Genomic DNA, 22,824 nt, shown 5'->3' with positions numbered 1-22,824 from the left:
TATGGATAATCAGCAACAGGACGTAAGCTGTTCAACAGTGAAAACAGAGCAAGACTCTAACGTTGAAGAGCAAACAAAGACCACCCAGCAAAAAACTCAACCTGCTAGCAACCAGCATAAGGCATGGTTTACCAACGAGCGACTAAACCTATTTCTCGCACTCTGTGCCATTATTATCTCCGCAGCCTCCTTTTATGCTACTTACTTGCAAGCCAACGCTGCAGAACGACAAGTAAAAGCCGCCACATGGCCTTGGCTTGAAGTGATAACGGGGAATTTTGATGAAGAAAAAAACCTACCTGAAATCACCTTTGAACTCACTAATTCAGGATCAGGACCTGCGATAGTAAAGTACGTGAAGTATCACTATAACGACCAATCATATTTAGATATCTATAAAGTAATTTCTGCATGCTGTTTTGATACACAAGCATATGAAACACAGCTACAAACTCTGCAAGAAGATTCTCCCGACATAAATATTTTCGAAGCATTTGGCTGGATTATGACGAGTGCCAGTGATAACCGGTTGCTGGCATCTGGCAGCGAAATTAAACTTTTTCGTTTCAAGCGAACGGGATTTAATGAAACTCAATGGGACAAAGTAAACAAGCAGCGTAATAGCATTAAAACCGAGATCTGCTACTGCTCGTTGCTAGAACAATGCTACCTAAGCGATGGCCGCGGCGATGTGAGAGAAATACAGCAGTGTGAGTGACACCGAGCTATCAGCTTTCAGCCGTCAGCGATCAGCCGCGTGGGTAGGTGTTTGGTACTGCGCCTTCATCTACCGAAGGCTCTAAGCTCTAGGCTCTAAGCTCTAGGGTCTAGGGTCTAGGGTCTAGGGTCTAGGGTCTAGGCAAAGTGTACTTGTAGCAATGGATTCAGCCATGAATGTGTTTGTTAAGGTCTAGATTCGGCACTGACGTGCCTCCTACAAAGTTTTGTTGCTGAGGGAGTCTCTGCACTATACAACCCCATATTTCAGCTGACGGCTGACGGCTGAAAGCTGACAGCTCCAGACGCAAAAAAGCCCGACTCTTTCGAATCGGGCTTTCTTTAATTTGGAGCCTGGCAATGTCCTACTTTCACATGGCAAATGCCACACTATCATCGGCGCTGTTTCGTTTCACTACTGAGTTCGGCATGGGGTCAGGTGGGTCCAAAACGCTATTGTCACCAAGCAAATTTGGGTCGTTAATCGCTTTAGCAATCAACTAAAATCTGGAATTCTGATATCAAGTAAATGTCTACTTTAGTTTCTTAACTTCTGTCTGTTACGCTGTCACAAAACGCGTTTGGCGTTGTATGGTTAAGCCTCACGGGTAATTAGTACAGGTTAGCTTAATGGCTCGCACCACTTCCACATCCTGCCTATCAACGTTGTAGTCTTCAACGGCCCTTCAGAGACTTTAAAAGTCTAGTGAGAACTCATCTCGAGGCCTGCTTCGCGCTTAGATGCTTTCAGCGCTTATCAGTTCCGAACGTAGCTACCGGGCAGTGCCATTGGCATGACAACCCGAACACCAGCGGTTCGTTCACTCCGGTCCTCTCGTACTAGGAGCAACCCCTCTCAATTCTCAAACGCCCACGGCAGATAGGGACCGAACTGTCTCACGACGTTCTAAACCCAGCTCGCGTACCACTTTAAATGGCGAACAGCCATACCCTTGGGACCGACTTCAGCCCCAGGATGTGATGAGCCGACATCGAGGTGCCAAACACCGCCGTCGATATGAACTCTTGGGCGGTATCAGCCTGTTATCCCCGGAGTACCTTTTATCCGTTGAGCGATGGCCCTTCCATTCAGAACCACCGGATCACTATGACCTACTTTCGTACCTGCTCGACGTGTCTGTCTCGCAGTTAAGCTGGCTTCTACCATTACACTAACCGTACGATGTCCGACCGTACTTAGCCAACCTTCGTGCTCCTCCGTTACTCTTTGGGAGGAGACCGCCCCAGTCAAACTACCCACCAGGCACTGTCCGTAACCCCGATTAGGGGCCAACGTTAGAACATCAAAACTACAAGGGTGGTATTTCAAGGACGGCTCCACAAAGACTAGCGTCTCTGCTTCAAAGCCTCCCACCTATCCTACACATGTAGGTTCAATGTTCAGTGCCAAGCTGTAGTAAAGGTTCACGGGGTCTTTCCGTCTAGCCGCGGGTACACAGCATCTTCACTGCGATTTCAATTTCACTGAGTCTCGGGTGGAGACAGCGTGGCCATGGTTACACCATTCGTGCAGGTCGGAACTTACCCGACAAGGAATTTCGCTACCTTAGGACCGTTATAGTTACGGCCGCCGTTTACCGGGGCTTCGATCAAGAGCTTCGTCCGAAAACTAACCCCATCAATTAACCTTCCGGCACCGGGCAGGTGTCACACCGTATACGTCATCTTGCGATTTTGCACAGTGCTGTGTTTTTAATAAACAGTCCCAGCCACCTGGTCACTGCGGCTCCCGTCCGCTTAGAGAGCAAGTCTCATCACAGATAGGAGCGTACCTTCTCCCGAAGTTACGGTACGATTTTGCCTAGTTCCTTCACCCGAGTTCTCTCAAGCGCCTTAGTATTCTCTACCTGACCACCTGTGTCGGTTTGGGGTACGATTCGGTATAATCTGAAGCTTAGAGGCTTTTCCTGGAAGTATGGCATCAACAACTTCACACCCTTGGGTGCTCGTCTCGTGTCTCAGTCTTAAGAGTCCGGATTTTCCTAAACTCTCAACCTACTCACTTTCACATGGACAACCAACGCCATGCTTGTTTAGCCTGCTCCGTCCCCCCATCGCAATTATACCAAGTACGGGAATATTAACCCGTTTCCCATCGACTACGCCTTTCGGCCTCGCCTTAGGGGTCGACTTACCCTACCCTGATTAACATGGGATAGGAACCCTTGGTCTTCCGGCGTGCGGGTTTTTCACCCGCATTATCGTTACTCATGTCAGCATTCGCACTTCTGATACCTCCAGCATACCTCCCGGTACACCTTCAACGGCTTACAGAACGCTCCCCTACCACTCAAACAAAGTTTGAATCCGCAGCTTCGGTGCATAGTTTAGCCCCGTTACATCTTCCGCGCAGACCGACTCGACCAGTGAGCTATTACGCTTTCTTTAAAGGATGGCTGCTTCTAAGCCAACCTCCTGGCTGTCTGGGCCTTTCCACATCGTTTCCCACTTAACTATGACTTTGGGACCTTAGCTGGCGGTCTGGGTTGTTTCCCTCTTCACGACGGACGTTAGCACCCGCCGTGTGTCTCCCGGATAGTACTTTACGGTATTCGGAGTTTGCAAAGGGTTGGTAAGTCGGGATGACCCCCTAGCCTTAACAGTGCTCTACCCCCGTAAGTATTCGTCCGAGGCTCTACCTAAATAGATTTCGGGGAGAACCAGCTATCTCCCGGTTTGATTAGCCTTTCACTCCTAGCCACAGGTCATCCCCTAACTTTTCAACGTTAGTGGGTTCGGTCCTCCAGTTGATGTTACTCAACCTTCAACCTGCCCATGGCTAGATCACCGGGTTTCGGGTCTATACCTTGCAACTAAACGCGCAGTTAACGCTCGCTTTCACTACGGCTACCCTAATCGGTTAACCTCGCTACAAAATATAAGTCGCTGACCCATTATACAAAAGGTACGCAGTCACCCTCGAAGGGCTCCTACTGCTTGTACGTACACGGTTTCAGGTTCTATTTCACTCCCCTCACAGGGGTTCTTTTCGCCTTTCCCTCACGGTACTGGTTCACTATCGGTCAGTTGGGAGTATTTAGCCTTAGATGATGGTCCACCTATATTCAGTCAAAGTTTCACGTGCTCCGACCTACTCGATTTCACTTAAGATGCATTTTCGTGTACGGGACTATCACCCTGTATCGTCAAACTTTCCAGAATGTTTCACTAACACATAATAAGCTTAAGGGCTGGTCCGGTTTCGCTCGCCGCTACTTCCGGAATCTCGGTTGATTTCTGTTCCTACGGGTACTTAGATGTTTCAGTTCTCCGCGTTCGCCTCGTTAACCTATGTATTCAGTTAACGATACCTGCAAGCAGGTGGGTTTCCCCATTCGGAAATCCTAGTCTCAAGCGCTTTTTACTAGCTTGACTAGGCTTATCGCAAGTTAATACGTCCTTCATCGCCTCCAACTGCCAAGGCATCCACCGTGTACGCTTAGTCACTTAACCATACAACCCAAACGGGTCTTTGTTAGTGACAGCTGTTAACTTCGCCAGAAGTTAATTCATCAAATAATGATGAGAATACTAAAGTAGATACCAATTAATCTTTCGATTAATGGCATATTTTTTACTTTTGAAAACTCTTTATAGATACGAATATCTATAAGAATTTTAATATCAGCTTTCCAAATTTTTAAAGAGCATATTAATTAGTTAAACCAAGCGGTTTAGCTAACTAACAATCATCTGTGTGGACACTACGAACAAATAAGTTCTAAATCGTATAAGGAGGTGATCCAGCCCCAGGTTCCCCTAGGGCTACCTTGTTACGACTTCACCCCAGTCATGAATCACTCCGTGGTGAACGTCCTCCCGAAGGTTAGACTATCCACTTCTGGAGCAACCCACTCCCATGGTGTGACGGGCGGTGTGTACAAGGCCCGGGAACGTATTCACCGCATCATTCTGATATGCGATTACTAGCGATTCCGACTTCATGGAGTCGAGTTGCAGACTCCAATCCGGACTACGACGCACTTTAAGTGATTCGCTTACCCTCGCAGGTTCGCAGCACTCTGTATGCGCCATTGTAGCACGTGTGTAGCCCTACACGTAAGGGCCATGATGACTTGACGTCGTCCCCACCTTCCTCCGGTTTATCACCGGCAGTCTCCTTAGAGTTCCCGACCGAATCGCTGGCAACTAAGGATAGGGGTTGCGCTCGTTGCGGGACTTAACCCAACATCTCACAACACGAGCTGACGACAGCCATGCAGCACCTGTATCAGAGTTCCCGAAGGCACCAAACCATCTCTGGTAAGTTCTCTGTATGTCAAGTGTAGGTAAGGTTCTTCGCGTTGCATCGAATTAAACCACATGCTCCACCGCTTGTGCGGGCCCCCGTCAATTCATTTGAGTTTTAACCTTGCGGCCGTACTCCCCAGGCGGTCTACTTAATGCGTTAGCTTTGAAAAACAAGTCCGAAGACCCGAGCTTCTAGTAGACATCGTTTACGGCGTGGACTACCAGGGTATCTAATCCTGTTTGCTCCCCACGCTTTCGTACATGAGCGTCAGTGTTGACCCAGGTGGCTGCCTTCGCCATCGGTATTCCTTCAGATCTCTACGCATTTCACCGCTACACCTGAAATTCTACCACCCTCTATCACACTCTAGTTTGCCAGTTCGAAATGCAGTTCCCAGGTTGAGCCCGGGGCTTTCACATCTCGCTTAACAAACCGCCTGCGTACGCTTTACGCCCAGTAATTCCGATTAACGCTCGCACCCTCCGTATTACCGCGGCTGCTGGCACGGAGTTAGCCGGTGCTTCTTCTGTAAGTAACGTCACAGCTAAGTGCTATTAACACTTAACCTTTCCTCCTTACTGAAAGTGCTTTACAACCCGAAGGCCTTCTTCACACACGCGGCATGGCTGCATCAGGCTTGCGCCCATTGTGCAATATTCCCCACTGCTGCCTCCCGTAGGAGTCTGGGCCGTGTCTCAGTCCCAGTGTGGCTGATCATCCTCTCAAACCAGCTAGGGATCGTCGCCTTGGTGAGCCCTTACCTCACCAACTAGCTAATCCCACTTGGGCTAATCTTATGGCGTGAGGCCCGAAGGTCCCCCACTTTGGTCCGTAGACATCATGCGGTATTAGCAGTCGTTTCCAACTGTTGTCCCCCACCATAAGGCATATTCCCAAGCATTACTCACCCGTCCGCCGCTCGACGCCAGAGGTGCAAGCACCTCTTCGTTTCCGCTCGACTTGCATGTGTTAGGCCTGCCGCCAGCGTTCAATCTGAGCCATGATCAAACTCTTCAATTAAAAGTTTTTTCTGTCCCGAAGGACATGCTCAATGAATTCTGAATTTTGATATCTTTCGATATCGAATTGACTGTGCTGAAACAAGTAAACTTGTTTCCGTTGGTCACTCAGTTCAATTGAGACTCTAAATTTGTTTGCGTCATCTAGCGAACTAGAATCGGCTGTTAGAACTCAATCTGTACGAGTGCCCACACAGATGATTGCTTTATATTGTTAAAGAACGTTGCGACGTTGTCGCTAGGGATGCGTATAATACATCCTTAATTTTTCGAGTCAACACTTAATTTTAAACTTTCTTTTTAGACCGTTTTAAACCGAAGTTTTACTTAACTCTCTGCTACGTTGTTCAGCGTCTTTCGTTGCTGCCCGCCGTGTCAGTGGATGCGCATTATAGGGATGCGAAGAATTAACGCAAGCACTTTTTGAAGGTTTTTTTGATTATTTTCAAATTAGTACAATAACCATACAAATAAAGGGCTACAAAGGGGTTTTAGCTCAAAAAGCAGTCATTTTTGTGAAGGTAAAATGGCATAGAAAAAGCGACATGCTTTAAATTAGCTATGTCGCTTTTTATTTTTATAAGGCGGATTAGTTAGTAGAAATTTCCCAAACAGCGATTGAACCCGAAATTTCATTACCAACAACTAGCAATGCTTCATTCGTTGCACTTTGTTCTGCTGGTATAAATGCCATACCTTCAGGGGCAAGATCACCCGTAATATCTGCATCAGTTTCTAGACCACGATTAAAAAAGTAATCTTGGAATGTCACATTGTATGGATTAGTAATATCAAACACCATAATGCCACCCATACGCTCTAAACCAATAAATGCAAATGTACGCTCGCCAATAGTACCTAGTGCTAATGCTTCTGGTTCTGCACCTTTGTCATCAGAGCGACTATCACCGTCATTTTCATCTTCGTTATTATTGAATGCTGCTCCGTGAACTGATGCAGTAATGCGTGAAATTTGATCGCCAGAGTCAAAAACTACCATGCCGTTACTATCCCAGATGGTAAAGGAGCGGGCACCATATGCATAGAGTGATTCGTATTCGCCATTATTATCTTCATCACCTTTAACAGTGGTCACTTTTAAACGGCCAATATCACTGTTGTCATTGTTCAGATAGTCAAAATTGCTTGCTAGTGTTAAGTCTTTAGCTCTTGTCTCATCTATATATGATAAACAACCGTCATCTTTATCATAATCAAGACCACCTTTAGCTATGCAATCAGCTTCGTCGTTTGTATCAAAGAAGTATTCTCGTGCATCACCTTCGTTCGCTGTGACAATAAAGTTAGCACCTTTCCAGGTAAAGCTTGAAATAGTATCTGGTTGATACATGCCATAGAGGCCAGGGTATGATTTAAAGTTAACCCCACCGTCTTTATCAGATGCATCAAAAAGCAAATTAGACCAATCTTTAAAACCTAAGCCTTTAAGCTCTAGGCTATTATCTTCAAGATTGACGATAGCAAGGGCGTTATTTTCTTGTAGTGACACGTAGGCAAATTTATTATCTTTCGAAACGCTGATGTATTCAGGTTCTAAATCCATAGCCACGGTTGTATTAATCAAATTACCGTTGATTGTTCGACCTGTCGGGTTAGCAAATACAATCCCTCGCTCTTCAAGCTCTGCTTGTTTGTCGTTATAAGCTGAAAAAGTAATGCTAATAGCAGTATCTGCAATTACACCATCATTGATATTAATAATGCTAATTGAGCCTTCAGGGTCAATACTGTAATCACCATTAGGCTCACCTTCATTTGCAACCAGTACCTTATTGCCATCATGGCTAAAAGTAACCATGTCGGGTAGGGCGCCTACCGTTACATTCTTAATAAACAGAGGCTCATCGCCACTGATATCATAAAATGCGATTAAACCTTCATCACCGGTAATATCTGCGGCCATTGCAACTGCAAGAAGTTCATTATTAGCATCAATAGCGATACTGTTTGCATCACCCGCACTGTACTTATTAAGTGCAAGGGTAATCTCTGAGGTTAAATTAGTGCCGTTTATAACCCCTTCGTTATCTTTAACTAAAGCTGCACGGTCAAAGCTATCGGCTTTCATGATATTCACAACTGCCGAATCACCGGAGCTATTGATAGCAAAAATGCGTTGTTTAGAAGCTTGATAAGCGACAATCTCTGCTGCACCTTCCGGACTTTCTGCGTTAAGCACTGCACGACCGATAAGGTTTATACTTAAAGCCGCGTTTGCATCTGTACCATTTGCTCCGTCAGCTCCGTTAGTACCATCGGTGCCATTTTCCCCATCAATTCCGTTAGTACCATTTTGACCTGCAGGACCTTGTTCACCTTGTAGGCCATCTCTGCCGTCGTCACCGTCTAACGAGCAACCTGTAAGAATAGTTAAAAGTGATAGCGCAATAATTGATCTTTTTAACATTATTATTTTTCCTTGGTATTGTATTGAGGCAATTACAACACGCAGGCATTACAACTATATGGCACTTTTATGAGAACAAAATTTAGCCACAAAAAAAGCGAGTATAAACTCGCTTTTATTTATAAATTAGTAGGGTAGCTCACTACTTTTTGGTTGGACGCTTCCAGCCAGTTAGATTACGTTGTTTGCCACGAGCTACTGCAAGCTGCTCGTCTTCAACAGTATTAGTAATAACAGAACCTGCGCCAATCGTTGCCATTGAGCCAATATTCACCGGTGCTACTAGTGATGAGTTTGAACCAATAAAGGCGTTATCACCGATAATAGTTTTTGATTTGTTTACGCCATCATAGTTACAAGTAATAGTACCTGCGCCAATATTCACTTTTTCACCAACTTCAGTGTCACCTAAGTAGGTAAGATGATTTGCCTTTGAGCCTTTGCCTAAGCGAGTCTTTTTCATCTCAACAAAGTTACCGATATGCGAGTCTTCTTCCATAATCGCACCAGGGCGAAGGCGAGCATAAGGGCCTAAAGTACATTTAGCAGCAACACTCGCTTCTTCAACAAGTGAGTTAGCTTTAATTACAACGTTATCACCAACAGTACAATCTTTAAGTACGCAGTTAGGGCCAATTTGCACGTTATTACCTAGTGTTACTTTACCTTCGAAAATAACATTAACGTCGATTAGTACATCTTCGCCGGTAGTAACTTCACCACGCACATCAATACGCGCAGGATCAGCAAGTGTAGCGCCATTAAGCATTAGCTCTTCGGCTTGCCATGCTTGGTATGCACGTTCAAGAGCTGCAAGTTGAACGCGATTATTTGCGCCTTCGACTTCCATCGGGTGCTCGGGCTGTGCAGAAGTAATTTCAACACCTTCGCTATGTGCCATAGCAACGATATCTGTTAAATAGTATTCACCTTGAGCGTTGTTGTTCGATAGGTTACCTAACCAACGTTTAAGTAGCTCACCATTGGCAGCCATAATACCGGTATTAATTTCTTTAATTGCAAGTTGCTCAGCAGAGGCATCTTTTTGTTCGATAATACCCACTAGCTTGCCATTTTCACGGATCATACGACCATAACCTGATGGGTCATCTAAGGTAACGGTTAATACAGCTAAGCCTTTTTCTGGTGTCGCTGCGAGTAACTTCTCTAAGGTAGCGCGTTTTGTCAGTGGCACATCACCATAGAGAATTAATACAGTGTCATCATCTGCAATGTGTTCTTTAGCAACTGCCACGGCATGACCCGTACCTAGTTGTTCTTCTTGTAATACCCAGTTTACTTGATTGTGCGATAGGGCATCTTGCAGCTGTTCACGGCCATGACCGTAAACAAGGTTCGTTTCACGAGCGCCAAGGGCAGTGGCATTATCAATAACGTGCTGCACCATAGGTTTACCAGCAACTTTGTGTAAAACCTTTGGTAGAGCAGAGCGCATACGAGTGCCTTTACCCGCAGCAAGAATAACGGTAGTCAGAGACATTAAAACAATATCCTTCTTTCTTTGTTTTAGGTGTGCAATATTTTGTGAGTTCTGGGAAACATACAAAGTTGTGTAAGTCACATCATGTGTAAATACGCAATCCTAATGAGTTGGACTGAACCTTGGATGAAACAGCTATTCACTATTAATTTACACTATTGTAGCGAGCTTTGATGAAGGATATAAGTATAAATATTAAGTAGGGTAGAAAGCCGTGAATTTCGGGCACAAAAAAGCCCACATTAAGTGGGCTTTTTGAAAACCGAGTAGGCTTACTTTTTACGTAATTGTTGAATTACGCGAAGTTGAGCGATTGCTTCAGCAAGTTGCACTGCAGCTTGTTGATAATCTAACTCAGCAGTTGACGTATTCGCCATTTGCTCTTCAGCATCACGTTTAGCTTTTTCAGCCGCTTGCTCGTCTAGGTCTTCACCACGTACTGCAGTATCTGCAAGAATCGTGATGCGATCCGGTTGAACTTCTAGCGTACCGCCAGCAATATACATCACGTCTTCGTGACCAAATTGCTTAACTAAACGTACCATACCAGGTTTTAGGGCAGTTAATAATGGAGCGTGACCATAGTTAACACCAAGGTCACCTTCACTACCACTCACTTGAATCGATTCAACCAGACCAGAGAACAAGCTCTCTTCTGCGCTTACTACGTCAAGATGTACAGTCATAGCCGCCATACTACCCTCCTAATTACATGCTTTTGGCTTTTTCTTGAGCTTCTTCAATAGAGCCAACCATGTAGAACGCTTGCTCTGGCATATCATCAAACTCACCGTTTAAGATACCTTTGAAGCCAGCAATTGTGTCTTTAAGTGACACGTATTTACCAGGCGCGCCTGTGAATACCTCAGCAACGAAGAACGGCTGAGATAGGAAGCGCTGGATTTTACGTGCACGAGATACAACTTGCTTATCTTCGTCAGAAAGCTCGTCCATACCTAGGATTGCGATGATGTCTTTAAGTTCTTTATAACGTTGAAGAACTGTTTGAACGCCACGCGCAGTATCGTAGTGCTCTTGACCGATTACTAATGGGTCAAGTTGACGTGAAGATGAATCAAGTGGGTCTACCGCAGGGTAGATACCAAGTGAAGCGATATCACGAGAAAGTACTACTGTTGCATCTAAGTGAGCAAACGTTGTTGCTGGAGATGGGTCAGTTAAGTCATCCGCAGGTACGTATACCGCTTGGATTGAAGTGATTGAACCCGTCTTAGTAGATGCGATACGCTCTTGAAGTACACCCATTTCTTCAGCAAGAGTTGGTTGGTAACCTACTGCTGAAGGCATACGACCTAGAAGTGCTGATACCTCTGTACCCGCTAGAGTATAACGGTAGATGTTATCAACGAAGAAAAGTACGTCACGACCTTCGTCACGGAACTTCTCTGCCATAGTAAGACCAGTTAACGCTACGCGTAAACGGTTACCCGGTGGCTCATTCATTTGACCGTATACTAGAGATACTTTATCTAGTACGTTTGAGTCGTTCATCTCATGGTAGAAGTCATTACCCTCACGAGTACGCTCACCAACACCTGCGAATACTGAGTAACCGCTGTGCTCGATTGCGATGTTACGGATAAGTTCCATCATGTTTACGGTTTTACCAACACCGGCACCACCGAATAGACCAACTTTACCACCTTTAGCGAATGGACATACAAGGTCGATTACCTTGATACCAGTCTCTAAAAGTTCTACTGAACTTGATTGTTCTTCATAAGAAGGTGCTGCACGGTGAATAGACATACGCTCTTCTTCACCAATTGGACCAGCTTCATCAATAGGGTTACCTAATACGTCCATGATACGACCTAGTGTCTTCGTACCTACAGGAACGTGGATTGGCTGACCTGTACCTTCTACTGCAGTACCACGACGTAAACCGTCAGTAGTACCAAGTGCGATACCACGTACCACACCGCCACCTAGCTGTTGTTGAACTTCTAAAGTTAAACCAGCTAAGTCGCCATCTGTTACTTTTAGTGCGTCATATACGGCTGGCACGTTGTCTTGTGGAAATTCGATATCCACAACGGCGCCGATAATTTGGACGACCTTACCTAAACTCATGTCTATTCCTCTCATTAAACTTTGCCGAAGCGTTAAACTGCTGCCGAGCCGCCAACAATCTCACTAATTTCTTGTGTGATTGCAGCTTGACGAGCCTTGTTATAAACAAGCTGTAACTCATCCATAAGGTCGCCTGCGTTATCTGTTGCAGCTTTCATTGCAACCATACGGGCAGCCTGTTCAGAGGCAGCGTTCTCAACTACACCTTGGTATACTTGAGACTCAATAAAGCGTACTAACAGAGCTTCTAAAATCGCATCTGGGTTTGGCTCATATAAGTAATCCCAAGAATGTTGAGATACTTCTTCTTCAGCTTTTGGCAAAGGGAGTAACTGATCGATTGTTGGCTCTTGCTTCATAGTATTAACGAACTTGTTAAATACTACGTATAAGCGGTCAATTTTACCTTCAGAGTATGCATCTAGCATTGTCTTTACAGGACCAATAACGTCTTGTAATGAAGGTGTATCTCCTAAGTTCGCTTTTTTAGCGACTAACTTACCGCCAAAACGTTGGAAAAAGCCAGCTGCTTTGCTACCTAAAGTAGTAAACTCAGCTTCAACGCCTTTTTCTTTCCACGCTTTCACGTCTAGGGCAACTTTTTTGAACTCGTTTGAGTTCAAGCCACCACATAGACCACGGTCAGTAGAGATAACAATATAACCAACTCGTTTTACTTCACGCTCTTCTAAGAAAGGGTGAGTAAAATCAAGATTTGCTTGAGCAACACGACCAATCACTTGGCGTAAGTTTTCAGCGTATGGACGGCTTGACGCCACACGTTCCTGCGCTTTTTTCATTTTAGACGCAGCAACCATTTCCATCGCGCTGGTGATCTTCTGAGTATTCTTGATACTCCCGATCTTGCTTTTAATCTCTTTTCCGCTGGCCATGACTCTCTCTCCGAATCAGGTGGGCTTTAGTTACCTAAAGCTCACCATTCATAACTAAATTACCAAGTTTGCGTCGACTTGAACTTCTCTAGAAGTTCTTTAAGTTGAGCTTCAATCTCAGCGTTGTAGTTACCAGTTTCATTGATTTGAGCCATTAGCTCTGCGTATGTGCTGTTTGCATAAGAAATTAGGCCAGCTTCGAAATCCATGATTTTCGCGATTTCGATGTCTTTTAGGTAGCCCTTTTCAGCTGCAAATAGCGACAGAGACATTTCAGCAACAGACATTGGTGCGTACTGTTTCTGCTTCATTAGCTCTGTTACGCGCTCACCATGCTCTAATTGAGCACGTGTTGCATCGTCAAGGTCAGACGCGAACTGCGAGAACGCAGCTAATTCACGGTACTGAGCTAACGCTAGACGGATACCACCACCTAGTTTCTTAACGATTTTAGTTTGCGCTGCACCACCAACACGAGATACCGAGATACCAGCGTTAACAGCTGGACGGATACCTGAGTTGAATAAGTCAGTTTCTAAGAAGATCTGACCATCGGTGATAGAGATAACGTTTGTCGGTACGAACGCAGAAACGTCGCCGCCTTGAGTTTCAATGATTGGCAATGCCGTCAGTGAACCTGTTTTACCTTTCACTTCACCATTAGTGAACTTCTCAACGTAATCAGCGTTTACACGTGATGCACGCTCTAGAAGACGTGAGTGAAGGTAGAATACGTCACCTGGGTATGCTTCACGGCCTGGTGGACGCTTAAGTAGTAATGAGATTTGACGGTAAGCAACAGCTTGCTTAGATAAATCATCATATACGATTAGCGCGTCTTCACCACGGTCACGGAAGTATTCACCCATAGTACAACCAGAGAATGGTGCTAGGTACTGAAGTGCCGCAGATTCAGAAGCAGATGCAACAACAACGATAGTGTTTTCAAGTGCACCGTGCTCTTCTAATTTACGTACTACGTTAGCGATTGTAGATGCTTTTTGACCAACTGCAACGTACACACACTTAACGCCTGTACCTTTTTGGTTGATGATTGCATCGATTGCTAATGCAGTTTTACCAGTTTGGCGGTCACCGATAACAAGCTCACGTTGACCACGACCTACTGGGATCATCGCATCGATAGATTTATAACCAGTTTGTACTGGCTCATCTACTGATTGACGTTCGATAACGCCTGGTGCGATTTTCTCAACAGGTTCAAAACCGTCGTTATCTAAAGCGCCTTTACCGTCGATAGGTGCACCTAGTGTGTTTACAACACGACCAAGTAGACCACGACCAACAGGAACCTCTAGGATACGACCAGTTGATTTAACTTTTACGCCTTCTTTAAGGTCAGCGTAAGGACCCATTACTACAGCACCTACTGAGTCACGCTCAAGGTTTAGTGCGATAGCATAACGGTTGCCAGGAAGCTCGATCATCTCACCTTGCATACAGTCAGCAAGACCGTGGATGCGGATGATACCGTCAGTAACAGATACGATAGTACCTTCGTTACGAGCTTCACTTACAACTTCGAACTGCTCAATACGTTGTTTGATCAGATCTGAAATTTCAGTGGAATTAAGTTGCATGCTCTTTTTCCCAATTACGATTGTAGTGATGTAGCTAAGCGGGCTAATTTGCCACGTACTGAGCCGTCAATTACAGTGTCACCCGCCTTAATGATAAGACCGCCAACAACTGTAGTATCTTCACTACAATTCAGCTTAACTTTGCGTGCGAAACGTTTTTCAAGTGCCGCTACCAATGATGCTTGCTGCTCAGCAGCTAGCGGTGTTGCAGAAGTCACGTCAACGTCAACTTCTTTATCGTAGTCCGCTTTAAATTCAGCGAATAACTCTGCAACAGCAGGCAGTGCAACTAAACGTCCATTTTCAGCCATCACCTTGATTAGGTTCTGACCTTGTTCGTTGAGCTGCTCTGCACAGATCTTGATAAACAGATCTGCTTTTTCAGTAGCAGTAGGCAATCCAGCTAGCGCGGCAGCGGCTTGCTCATTGCTGGCAACATGGCCAGCAAAGAACAGCATGTCGTTCCAACTTTCAACAGTGCCTTTTTCAACGGCAAGTTCAAAAGCCGCTTTAGCGTATGGGCGAGCGATAGTAGCCAATTCAGACATGCTCATACCCTCCTAATTACAGCTCAGCGACAAGTTTTTCAACGATGTCACTGTGTGCGGCTTGATTGATTTCGCGCTCTAAAATCTTCTCAGCACCAACCACGGCCAGCGTCGCTACTTGTTTACGTAGTTCTTCTGTTACACGGTTACGCTCTGCTTCGATTTCAGAGTGCCCTTGAGCAATAATTTTTTCACGCTCTTGTTGACCACGAACAGTTTCTTCGTCAACGATTAGCGTGGCACGCTTTTTAGCTTGTTCAATGATATCAGCCGCTTGAGCTTTTGCCTCTTTAAGCTGCTCAGCAGCTTTCTTTTGCGCAAGTTCTAAGTCTTTTTCGGCTCTATCAGAGGCAGCTAAACCATCTTCGATTTTCTTCTGGCGAGCTTCAATTGCACCATTTAGTGGTGGCCATACGTATTTCATACAGAAAAGTACGAAAACCGTAAATGCAATTAATTCACCGATAAGAGTGGCTGTTAAGTTCACGACCGCTCCTCCTTAAAATAGTAAGCTGTTCAAAAAATAATATTAAAGTACGAACAACAATACCATTGCGATACCAACACCGATCATAGCTACGGCATCGATTAGACCAGCAAGGATGAACATCTTAACTTGTAATGAAGGTGCAAGCTCAGGTTGACGTGCACAAGCTTCTAGGAATTTACCACCCATGTTACCGAAGCCGATAGCAGTACCGATTGCACCGAAGCCGATAAGTAGAGCAACAGCGATGTACTTAAGACCAATCATTAGTTCCATTTTTTTCTCCAAAGTTTCAATTGTAAATTAAAGTTAAAATTTAAAAGTGTAAAAAATTAGTGATTATCTGAGCTTGCCATGCTTAGGTAAACGATTGTAAGCATCATAAATACGAATGCTTGCAGTACGATTACTAAGATGTGGAATACAGCCCAAATAAAGTGCAACGGTAGTTGCATTAAACCAACTGCGCCGATCAAGATGAAAATCAACTCACCAGCATATAAGTTACCGAATAAACGCAATGCTAACGAGAACGGCTTAGCAACTAAAGCGATTGTTTCTAGTAATAAATTACATGGGATTAAGAACACCATCGCTAGCTTGTTTTTAGAGCTGAACGGGTGAAGCGTTAATTCAGCTAAGAATCCGCCAATCCCTTTGATTTTGATTGCATAACCGATCATCAGAATGAATACACCAATAGCAAGTGCAGCAGTCATATTGATGTCTGTTGTAGGTACAATCTTCATGTAAACGTCGTGAGAATCCATACCAAATGCTTGCTCGCCAACAAAGCCAGCTAATGCAGGTAGGAAATCAACCGGAATCAAGTCCATTAAGTTCATTAAGAACACCCAAACGAAAATCGTTAAAGCTAATGGAGCGATTAATGCGCTTTTACCATGGTATGTGTCACGTACGTTGTCGCCAACGAACTCAACAATCATTTCAATGAAACACTGAAATTTACCCGGTACACCGGTATTTGCTTTTTTAGCGGCACCACGGAAGATCCATAAAAATACCAGACCTAAACCGATTGACCATGCGAGGGTATCTATATTCCATGTCCAGAAACCACTGTCTGCACACGCTTTGTTGAAGGCAAGACCAGCGTCGGTCGAGCACATCTTAGCGTTAGTTAAGTGGTGCTGAATATGGCTTGATAGAGTTACTTCTTCTGCAGCCATGTTATATCCCAAAAGTTAATGATTAAAAAAAACGGGCGCAAACAATCCGCTAAATAACACCAATACATACACACAGAAAAACGGTAATAAAACGACCGTATAAGACTTCAGTATCAGTGCAAACAAAACGATTGTTAGCATAAATTTTAATCCGTTGCCGCGCTTTAGCGAGGCATACACTTGATTTACTCGACTTGCACCCATATAACGGAATGCATAGACAGCAAATACAAAATTAGGGAGTAGTGCAACAGCTCCGCCAGCAAGCGCTGACTGGCCGGCATTGACTCCCCAACCTATAAAAACAATTACTGCAGCGATAAATGCTACGATACCCTGAAGACAAATTAATTTAAATGCGGCAAGCCTATACGGCTTTGCTAACCTATTAGTCACGTTTTGTTAACCTTTAGAACGTTAAATTGTCAGGGTATGAAAACTGGCGAAATTATACTGATTCCTACCAGTTTTGCAACTTGAGTCGACCCTTTGTAGTGCAAAAACACCACAAATGTCTCTTTTTGGACATGTTATTAATTAATGACGGGAATAGTCTTAATTTATACGGCTTAAAATGCCATCTAACTCATCAAGAGTTGTATAAGAGATAACCAGTTTGCCTTTGCCTTTTTTATTGTAGTTTATTTCTACTTTAGCGCCTAAATTTTCAGCAAGCTTTTGTTCTAACTGTTTGACATCAGGATCTTTTTCTTGCACTTCTTTCTTTGGGGCTGGTTCTAAAATAGAACGCACAAGCTTTTCAGTTTCACGAACAGTTAAAGCTTTAGCAACGGCTAATCGAGCAGCATCTGATTGCGATTCGCCTTCAAGTGCTAATAAACAACGTGCATGACCCATTTCAATGTCGCCATGCTCTAACAAAATTTTAACATCTTCATTGAGATTATTTAGGCGTAGTAAATTAGTCACAGTAGTACGAGATTTACCAACTGCCTCGGCGACTTGTTGATGAGTTAGTTCAAATTCGTTAAGTAAACGATTTAACGCAATCGCTTCTTCCATCGCATTTAGATCTTCACGTTGAATATTTTCTATAAGCGCGATAGCAACGGCCGCCTCATCAGGTACATCTTTGATGATACATGGAACAGCATCTAATTTTGCAAGTTGAGCAGCACGCCAACGACGTTCACCGGCGATAATCTCATATTTTTCTGCACCAATTTGGCGCACAACAATCGGCTGAATGATGCCTTGAGCACGTATTGAGTTAGCTAACTCTTCAAGCGCTTCTTCAGACATGTCTTTACGCGGTTGATATTTACCCGATTGTAAAAACTCAATCGCTAACTTTTGCAGCTCACCTTTACTTTGCTCTGCAACGACCTCAGAGACTTGCTCTGGTGTTGCTGTCGCTTGTTGCTGATTATTTGCACTTGGGGCAGGTTTTGATGAACTTAATAAAGCGTCGAGTCCTCGGCCTAAACCGCGTTTTTTAGCAGACATGTTATTTTTTTACCTCGAAGTTAGGCTACTGCTGAAGATGTTTTCTCTTTTCTACGTAACATTTCGCCGGCTAGGGCTAAGTAAGCTTTAGCACCACTTGATGCACGGTCATAATACATGGCAGGGGCACCAAAACTCGGCGCTTCTGCTAAACGGACATTACGTGGGATAACGGTACGATATACTTTATCGCCAAAATGTTGTTTGAGTTGTTCTGATACATCATTTGCAAGGCGATTGCGCGGATCATACATGGTGCGCAAAATCCCTTCAATTGTTAACGCTGGATTTACTAGCTTAGATAGCTGAGTAATGGTATCCATTAATGCCGTTAAACCTTCAAGGGCATAATACTCACATTGCATCGGAACTAAAATCGAATCTGCGGCAGCCATTGCATTAACAGTAAGCATGTTAAGTGAAGGCGGGCAGTCGATAAAAATGAAATCGTATTGGTCTTGAATTTGTTCAAGCGCATTACGTAAACGCACTTCACGCGCAAACAATTCCATTAATTTAACTTCAGCGGCAGTCACATCGCCATTAGCAGCAATTAAGTGATACTCACCTGAGGTTTCTTTATTGATAACTTCATCGATTGGTGTTTCTTCAATCAATAAATCGTAAATAGTCGCAACATCACCGTATTTATCGACACCACTACCCATGGTAGCGTTTCCTTGCGGATCAAGATCGATTAATAACACTTTACGCTTCGTCGCGGCCATCGATGCCGCAAGATTCACAGCGGTGGTTGTTTTACCAACACCACCTTTTTGGTTTGCTAATGCGATGACTTTTGCCACAGTGCTCTGATCCCTAGTCTTTAGAAAGAATGATTAGATGTCTTTGCGCATCTAACTCAGGTACTTCCAAGCTGATTTTTTCATCAAACTTAATACCTTTAGGTAATGAGTCTAGTTCTTCGCTCGGAAATACGCCTTTTAAGGCGATAAATTTACCTGAATGATCAATCAAGTGCGCACACCAGTCAACCATATCTTGTAAAGAGGCAAATGCACGACTTAATACACCATCTAATTTAACACTTGGTTGATATTCTTCAACTCTAGACTGCACTGGGGTTACATTTTCAAGGCCAAGTGCATGTTTTACCTGCATCAAAAAGCGCACGCGTTTACCTAAACTATCTAACAATACAAATTGTGTATCAGGTAAAGCAATGGCTAATACGATACCCGGTAAACCAGGACCCGTACCAACATCAATGTAATGTTTGCCTTTAAGGTGTGGCGCAACAACTAAGCTATCCATGATATGTTTAACCATCATTTCTTCAGGTAAACGAACAGAGGTTAAGTTATATGCTTTGTTCCACTTGTCTAATAATTCAACATATTGTACAAGTTGTTGTTGCTGCTTTTCTGTTAGCGCAATATCAGTTTGCGCTAACAGTGAAGTTAATTGTTGTTGTAACACTGTATTCCTCACCAACTACGCAGTCTTGCGCAGTAAGCCTTGCTTTTTCAGATAGACTAATAATAGCGAAATAGCTGCAGGGGTGATACCTGAAATACGTGATGCTTGGCCAATTGTATCTGGACGACTATCAGTAAGTTTCGCGATAACCTCATTTGATAAACCAGAAACAGTTGAATAATCAAAGTCTTTTGGTAATACAGTTTGTTCATGACGTAGCTGCTTATTGATCTCATCTTGTTGACGAGCAATATAGCCTGCGTACTTAGTATGGATCTCAACTTGCTCAAGTGCAGCTTGGTTATCGAACTCAGAGCCTAAACCATCGATCGCCATTAGGTCGTTATAACGAACTTCAGGACGACGGATCAGATCTTCAAGGCTCGCTTCACGAGTCAGTGGTGTTTTTAATAACGCATTTACTTGATCAACAGCCACGTGATCTTTATGGATCCAGGTTTCTTTTAAGCGTTGTGTTTCTTTTTCAATGATTTCCATTTTTTCGTTGAAGGCAGCCCAACGAGCATCGTCAACTAAGCCAAGTTCACGGCCTTTAGCAGTTAAACGAATGTCGGCATTATCTTCACGAAGTAATAAACGGTATTCAGCACGGCTGGTAAACATACGGTACGGTTCTTTAGTACCTAATGTTGCTAAGTCATCAATCAGTACACCTGTATATGCTTCATCACGACGAGGTGTCCAAGGTTCTTTACCTTGTACTTGTAATGCTGCGTTCATACCAGCAATTAAACCTTGCGCACCAGCTTCTTCGTAGCCTGTTGTGCCATTGATCTGGCCTGCGAAGAATAAACCATTAATAAACTTAGTTTCTAATGATTGTTTTAAGTCTCGTGGATCAAAGAAATCATACTCAATGGCATAACCAGGACGACAGATATGTGCATTTTCAAAGCCAGTAATTGATTGCACAATTTCAAGTTGCACATCAAATGGTAAACTCGTCGAGATACCATTTGGATATAATTCGTATGATGTTAAGCCTTCTGGCTCAACAAAGATTTGATGTTTATCTTTATCAGCAAAACGTACGATCTTATCTTCAATTGATGGGCAGTAACGTGGACCAATACCTTCAATAACACCAGAGTACATAGGTGAACGATGCAGGTTATTACGGATCACATCATGTGTTTTTTCATTTGTATAAGTGATGTAACACGGGATCTGCTGTGGGTGATCCGATTGTTTACCCATAAATGAGAATACTGGAGTAGGAGTATCACCAGGCTGTTCTTGCATCTTGCTAAAATCAACAGTACGCGCATCAATACGAGGAGGCGTGCCTGTTTTTAAACGATCAACACGGAACGGTAATTCACGTAAACGCTCTGCAAGTGCAATTGAAGGTGGATCACCAGCACGACCCCCTTTGAAGTTCTCTAAACCAATATGGATCTGACCACCTAAGAAAGTACCCACAGTAAGAACCACTGAAGGCGCACTAAAACGAAGACCCATTTGAGTTACAACACCGATTACTCGATCGCCTTCAACGATTAGATCGTCACATGACTGCTGGAAGATCTTTAAATTTTCTTGATGTTGTAAAGTGTGTTGAATAGCGGCTTTATACAAAGCACGGTCAGCTTGCGCACGTGTAGCACGTACTGCAGGGCCTTTAGATGAGTTTAAAGTACGAAATTGAATACCACCTTTATCGATAGCCTGAGCCATTGCACCACCAAGTGCATCGATCTCTTTAACTAAATGGCCTTTACCAATACCGCCAATTGCCGGATTACAAGACATTTGACCAAGAGTATCCATATTATGAGTTAGCAATAGGGTATTCATGCCCATGCGAGCAGATGCTAATGCAGCCTCAGTACCTGCATGCCCACCACCTACAACAATAACATCAAAACGTTCGTGAAAAATCATTTATGGGATCCTACTAATCAACCAGCAAAACTTTGTAAAGGGAGCGTATTCTACCTAGAAATTTAGAGAAGATAAATGATTAAACAGTGCTCAAGATCTAAGTGGGTGATCTCTAATAATATAAAGGATCTTTTAAAGAGATCTTTTATTACTCTTACTACTAGTGAGGGCTAGATCTGTTGATAATGTTCAATTTACTTTTTAAAACATTGCTTTAAGGCAGATCTAAAGGTGTTAGTATGATCGGATCTTCCGGCGTAAAAGCTTTGATCAAAAGGGCTATTTATACACAGGGCAATATCGGTTTGATCTTATCCAAGGGATAAACTAGGTTAAAATCGCAGTTAGATCAGTGTTTATCCACAATCCGATCTAAATTATCAGTAAATTGTGGGTAACTTTTATTACAACGATCAACACCGATCGGCTTAATTGAGTCCTACAGCCTCGATCCAGCTTGGTAACCAAGCTAAAGCTGTGTCTTCTGGTAACGCTTCATCAAGAATATTTAGCTCTAAGCGTTCTGCCACGCGGTTTGCACCTTTATTTGCTAATAACTCATCTAGATTACGGCCTGCATAGTTATAGGTGTCGTAGCTAGTGTCGCCTAATCCGATCACACTGTAGTTTAATCCTTTAAGATCAGCCTGTTGGTTAATAGATTCAACAAATGGCAGTAGGTTCTCTGGGTAGTCTCCCGCGCCATATGTAGAAGTACATAACAACCAAATAGTATCTTGCTGATCAATATCATCAAATACAGGCTGTTCATGAAGCTGCACTTGGATCCCTTGTTGTTCAAGGGCTTCTGCTAGTTGCTCTGCCACGTATTCAGCAGATCCCATTTGGCTGCCAACGATGATATTTACTGATTGCATGTGATTGATCATGTATAGAAATAAGTGGCCACATGATAACTAAGTTAGGGTGTGAGTAAAGCGTTGAATTACGATCTGAATAAGTTTTTCTGCCTAAAATAACGGCTTAAATTCAATGTTTTTTATAATTTACTGTTTTTAATGGTTTTTTATATTTATTCGTAAATTAAACCCTTTGATCAAGCTGTTAATAAATTTGGGGAAAGTTCTGATCAAGCTAAAATTTAGAAACTGTATAACTTTGCTAAGTTGTTGATCTTTAATTGTGTGTAAGCGCTTTAGTTTTTAGATCGGATTAAAATGGAGAGTATGATCGTTTTGTGGATAGATCGCTTGTTGATAACGATCGGTTTGTAATTTGCGATCAATAAAATAGATCGAAA

At 43.5% G+C, this 22,824-nt stretch carries 17 protein-coding genes and 3 rRNA genes; 1 reads left to right on the top strand and 19 read right to left on the bottom strand.

Annotated features, from left to right (window positions below):
- The first annotated feature begins 1 nt into the window (after window position 1).
- Window positions 2-718, top strand: a complete 717-nt coding sequence (locus EVU92_RS04270) for a hypothetical protein (protein WP_130050140.1) — start codon at window positions 2-4, stop codon at window positions 716-718.
- A gap of 351 nt (window positions 719-1,069) precedes the next feature.
- Here EVU92_RS04270 and rrf read toward each other — a convergent pair.
- The 19 genes from rrf to mioC all read right to left on the bottom strand — a co-directional run bounded on the left by rrf (window position 1,070) and on the right by mioC (window position 22,441).
- Window positions 1,070-1,184 (bottom strand): 5S ribosomal RNA (gene rrf / locus EVU92_RS04265).
- Between the two features lie 124 nt (window positions 1,185-1,308).
- A 23S ribosomal RNA gene (locus tag EVU92_RS04260) occupies window positions 1,309-4,191 on the bottom strand.
- Window positions 4,192-4,469: 278 nt separating this feature from the next.
- A 16S ribosomal RNA gene (locus EVU92_RS04255) occupies window positions 4,470-6,010 on the bottom strand.
- The 16S, 23S and 5S rRNA genes sit together here, the layout of an rRNA operon.
- A gap of 588 nt (window positions 6,011-6,598) precedes the next feature.
- Complete coding sequence (locus tag EVU92_RS04250; RefSeq protein ID WP_130050139.1) at window positions 6,599-8,437, bottom strand: choice-of-anchor I family protein; 1,839 nt, start codon at window positions 8,435-8,437, stop codon at window positions 6,599-6,601.
- Window positions 8,438-8,579: 142 nt separating this feature from the next.
- The gene (glmU, locus tag EVU92_RS04245; protein WP_130050138.1) at window positions 8,580-9,938 is read right to left on the bottom strand and encodes a bifunctional UDP-N-acetylglucosamine diphosphorylase/glucosamine-1-phosphate N-acetyltransferase GlmU; all 1,359 of its coding nucleotides are present in this window, start codon (window positions 9,936-9,938) and stop codon (window positions 8,580-8,582) included.
- A 272-nt stretch (window positions 9,939-10,210) separates the two neighbouring features.
- Window positions 10,211-10,633 (bottom strand): F0F1 ATP synthase subunit epsilon, encoded by a 423-nt coding sequence (locus EVU92_RS04240; protein WP_054554812.1) that lies wholly within the window; start codon window positions 10,631-10,633, stop codon window positions 10,211-10,213.
- 13 nt (window positions 10,634-10,646) lie between these two features.
- Window positions 10,647-12,032, bottom strand: a complete 1,386-nt coding sequence (gene atpD, locus EVU92_RS04235; protein ID WP_054554811.1) for a F0F1 ATP synthase subunit beta — start codon at window positions 12,030-12,032, stop codon at window positions 10,647-10,649.
- Window positions 12,033-12,064: 32 nt separating this feature from the next.
- A complete protein-coding gene (gene atpG / locus EVU92_RS04230; RefSeq protein WP_062568484.1) occupies window positions 12,065-12,925 on the bottom strand; it encodes a F0F1 ATP synthase subunit gamma in 861 nt (286 codons plus the stop codon).
- Window positions 12,926-12,984: 59 nt separating this feature from the next.
- Window positions 12,985-14,526: a F0F1 ATP synthase subunit alpha gene (atpA, locus tag EVU92_RS04225; RefSeq protein ID WP_054554809.1), complete on the bottom strand. Its 1,542-nt coding sequence runs from the start codon at window positions 14,524-14,526 to the stop codon at window positions 12,985-12,987.
- Between the two features lie 14 nt (window positions 14,527-14,540).
- A complete protein-coding gene (atpH, locus tag EVU92_RS04220; RefSeq protein ID WP_130050137.1) occupies window positions 14,541-15,074 on the bottom strand; it encodes a F0F1 ATP synthase subunit delta in 534 nt (177 codons plus the stop codon).
- A 16-nt stretch (window positions 15,075-15,090) separates the two neighbouring features.
- Entirely contained in the window at window positions 15,091-15,561 is a 471-nt protein-coding gene (gene atpF, locus EVU92_RS04215) for a F0F1 ATP synthase subunit B (RefSeq protein ID WP_054554807.1), read from the bottom strand.
- 42 nt (window positions 15,562-15,603) lie between these two features.
- Window positions 15,604-15,837 carry a F0F1 ATP synthase subunit C gene (gene atpE / locus EVU92_RS04210; RefSeq protein WP_010561330.1) on the bottom strand — a complete coding sequence of 78 codons (234 nt, stop codon included), beginning with the start codon at window positions 15,835-15,837 and terminating at the stop codon, window positions 15,604-15,606.
- 56 nt (window positions 15,838-15,893) lie between these two features.
- On the bottom strand, window positions 15,894-16,751 hold the full coding sequence (gene atpB, locus EVU92_RS04205) for a F0F1 ATP synthase subunit A (protein WP_130050136.1): 858 nt from the start codon (window positions 16,749-16,751) through the stop codon (window positions 15,894-15,896).
- 15 nt (window positions 16,752-16,766) lie between these two features.
- Window positions 16,767-17,147 (bottom strand): ATP synthase subunit I, encoded by a 381-nt coding sequence (locus EVU92_RS04200; protein ID WP_130050135.1) that lies wholly within the window; start codon window positions 17,145-17,147, stop codon window positions 16,767-16,769.
- A 159-nt stretch (window positions 17,148-17,306) separates the two neighbouring features.
- Window positions 17,307-18,218 carry a ParB/RepB/Spo0J family partition protein gene (locus EVU92_RS04195; RefSeq protein WP_130050134.1) on the bottom strand — a complete coding sequence of 304 codons (912 nt, stop codon included), beginning with the start codon at window positions 18,216-18,218 and terminating at the stop codon, window positions 17,307-17,309.
- 20 nt (window positions 18,219-18,238) lie between these two features.
- Window positions 18,239-19,024: a ParA family protein gene (locus EVU92_RS04190; RefSeq protein ID WP_054554803.1), complete on the bottom strand. Its 786-nt coding sequence runs from the start codon at window positions 19,022-19,024 to the stop codon at window positions 18,239-18,241.
- A gap of 13 nt (window positions 19,025-19,037) precedes the next feature.
- Window positions 19,038-19,658 carry a 16S rRNA (guanine(527)-N(7))-methyltransferase RsmG gene (rsmG, locus tag EVU92_RS04185; RefSeq protein WP_054554802.1) on the bottom strand — a complete coding sequence of 207 codons (621 nt, stop codon included), beginning with the start codon at window positions 19,656-19,658 and terminating at the stop codon, window positions 19,038-19,040.
- Window positions 19,659-19,673: 15 nt separating this feature from the next.
- Window positions 19,674-21,563 carry a tRNA uridine-5-carboxymethylaminomethyl(34) synthesis enzyme MnmG gene (gene mnmG, locus EVU92_RS04180; protein WP_130050133.1) on the bottom strand — a complete coding sequence of 630 codons (1,890 nt, stop codon included), beginning with the start codon at window positions 21,561-21,563 and terminating at the stop codon, window positions 19,674-19,676.
- Between the two features lie 428 nt (window positions 21,564-21,991).
- A complete protein-coding gene (gene mioC, locus EVU92_RS04175) occupies window positions 21,992-22,441 on the bottom strand; it encodes an FMN-binding protein MioC (RefSeq protein ID WP_130050132.1) in 450 nt (149 codons plus the stop codon).
- Between the last annotated feature and the right edge of the window lie 383 nt (window positions 22,442-22,824).

Origin of the sequence: Pseudoalteromonas sp. MEBiC 03485, from assembly GCF_004195145.1 — a bacterium.
Classification (GTDB): Bacteria; Pseudomonadota; Gammaproteobacteria; order Enterobacterales; family Alteromonadaceae; genus Pseudoalteromonas; species Pseudoalteromonas apostichopi.
This window is presented reverse-complemented; position numbering and strand designations above follow the sequence as displayed.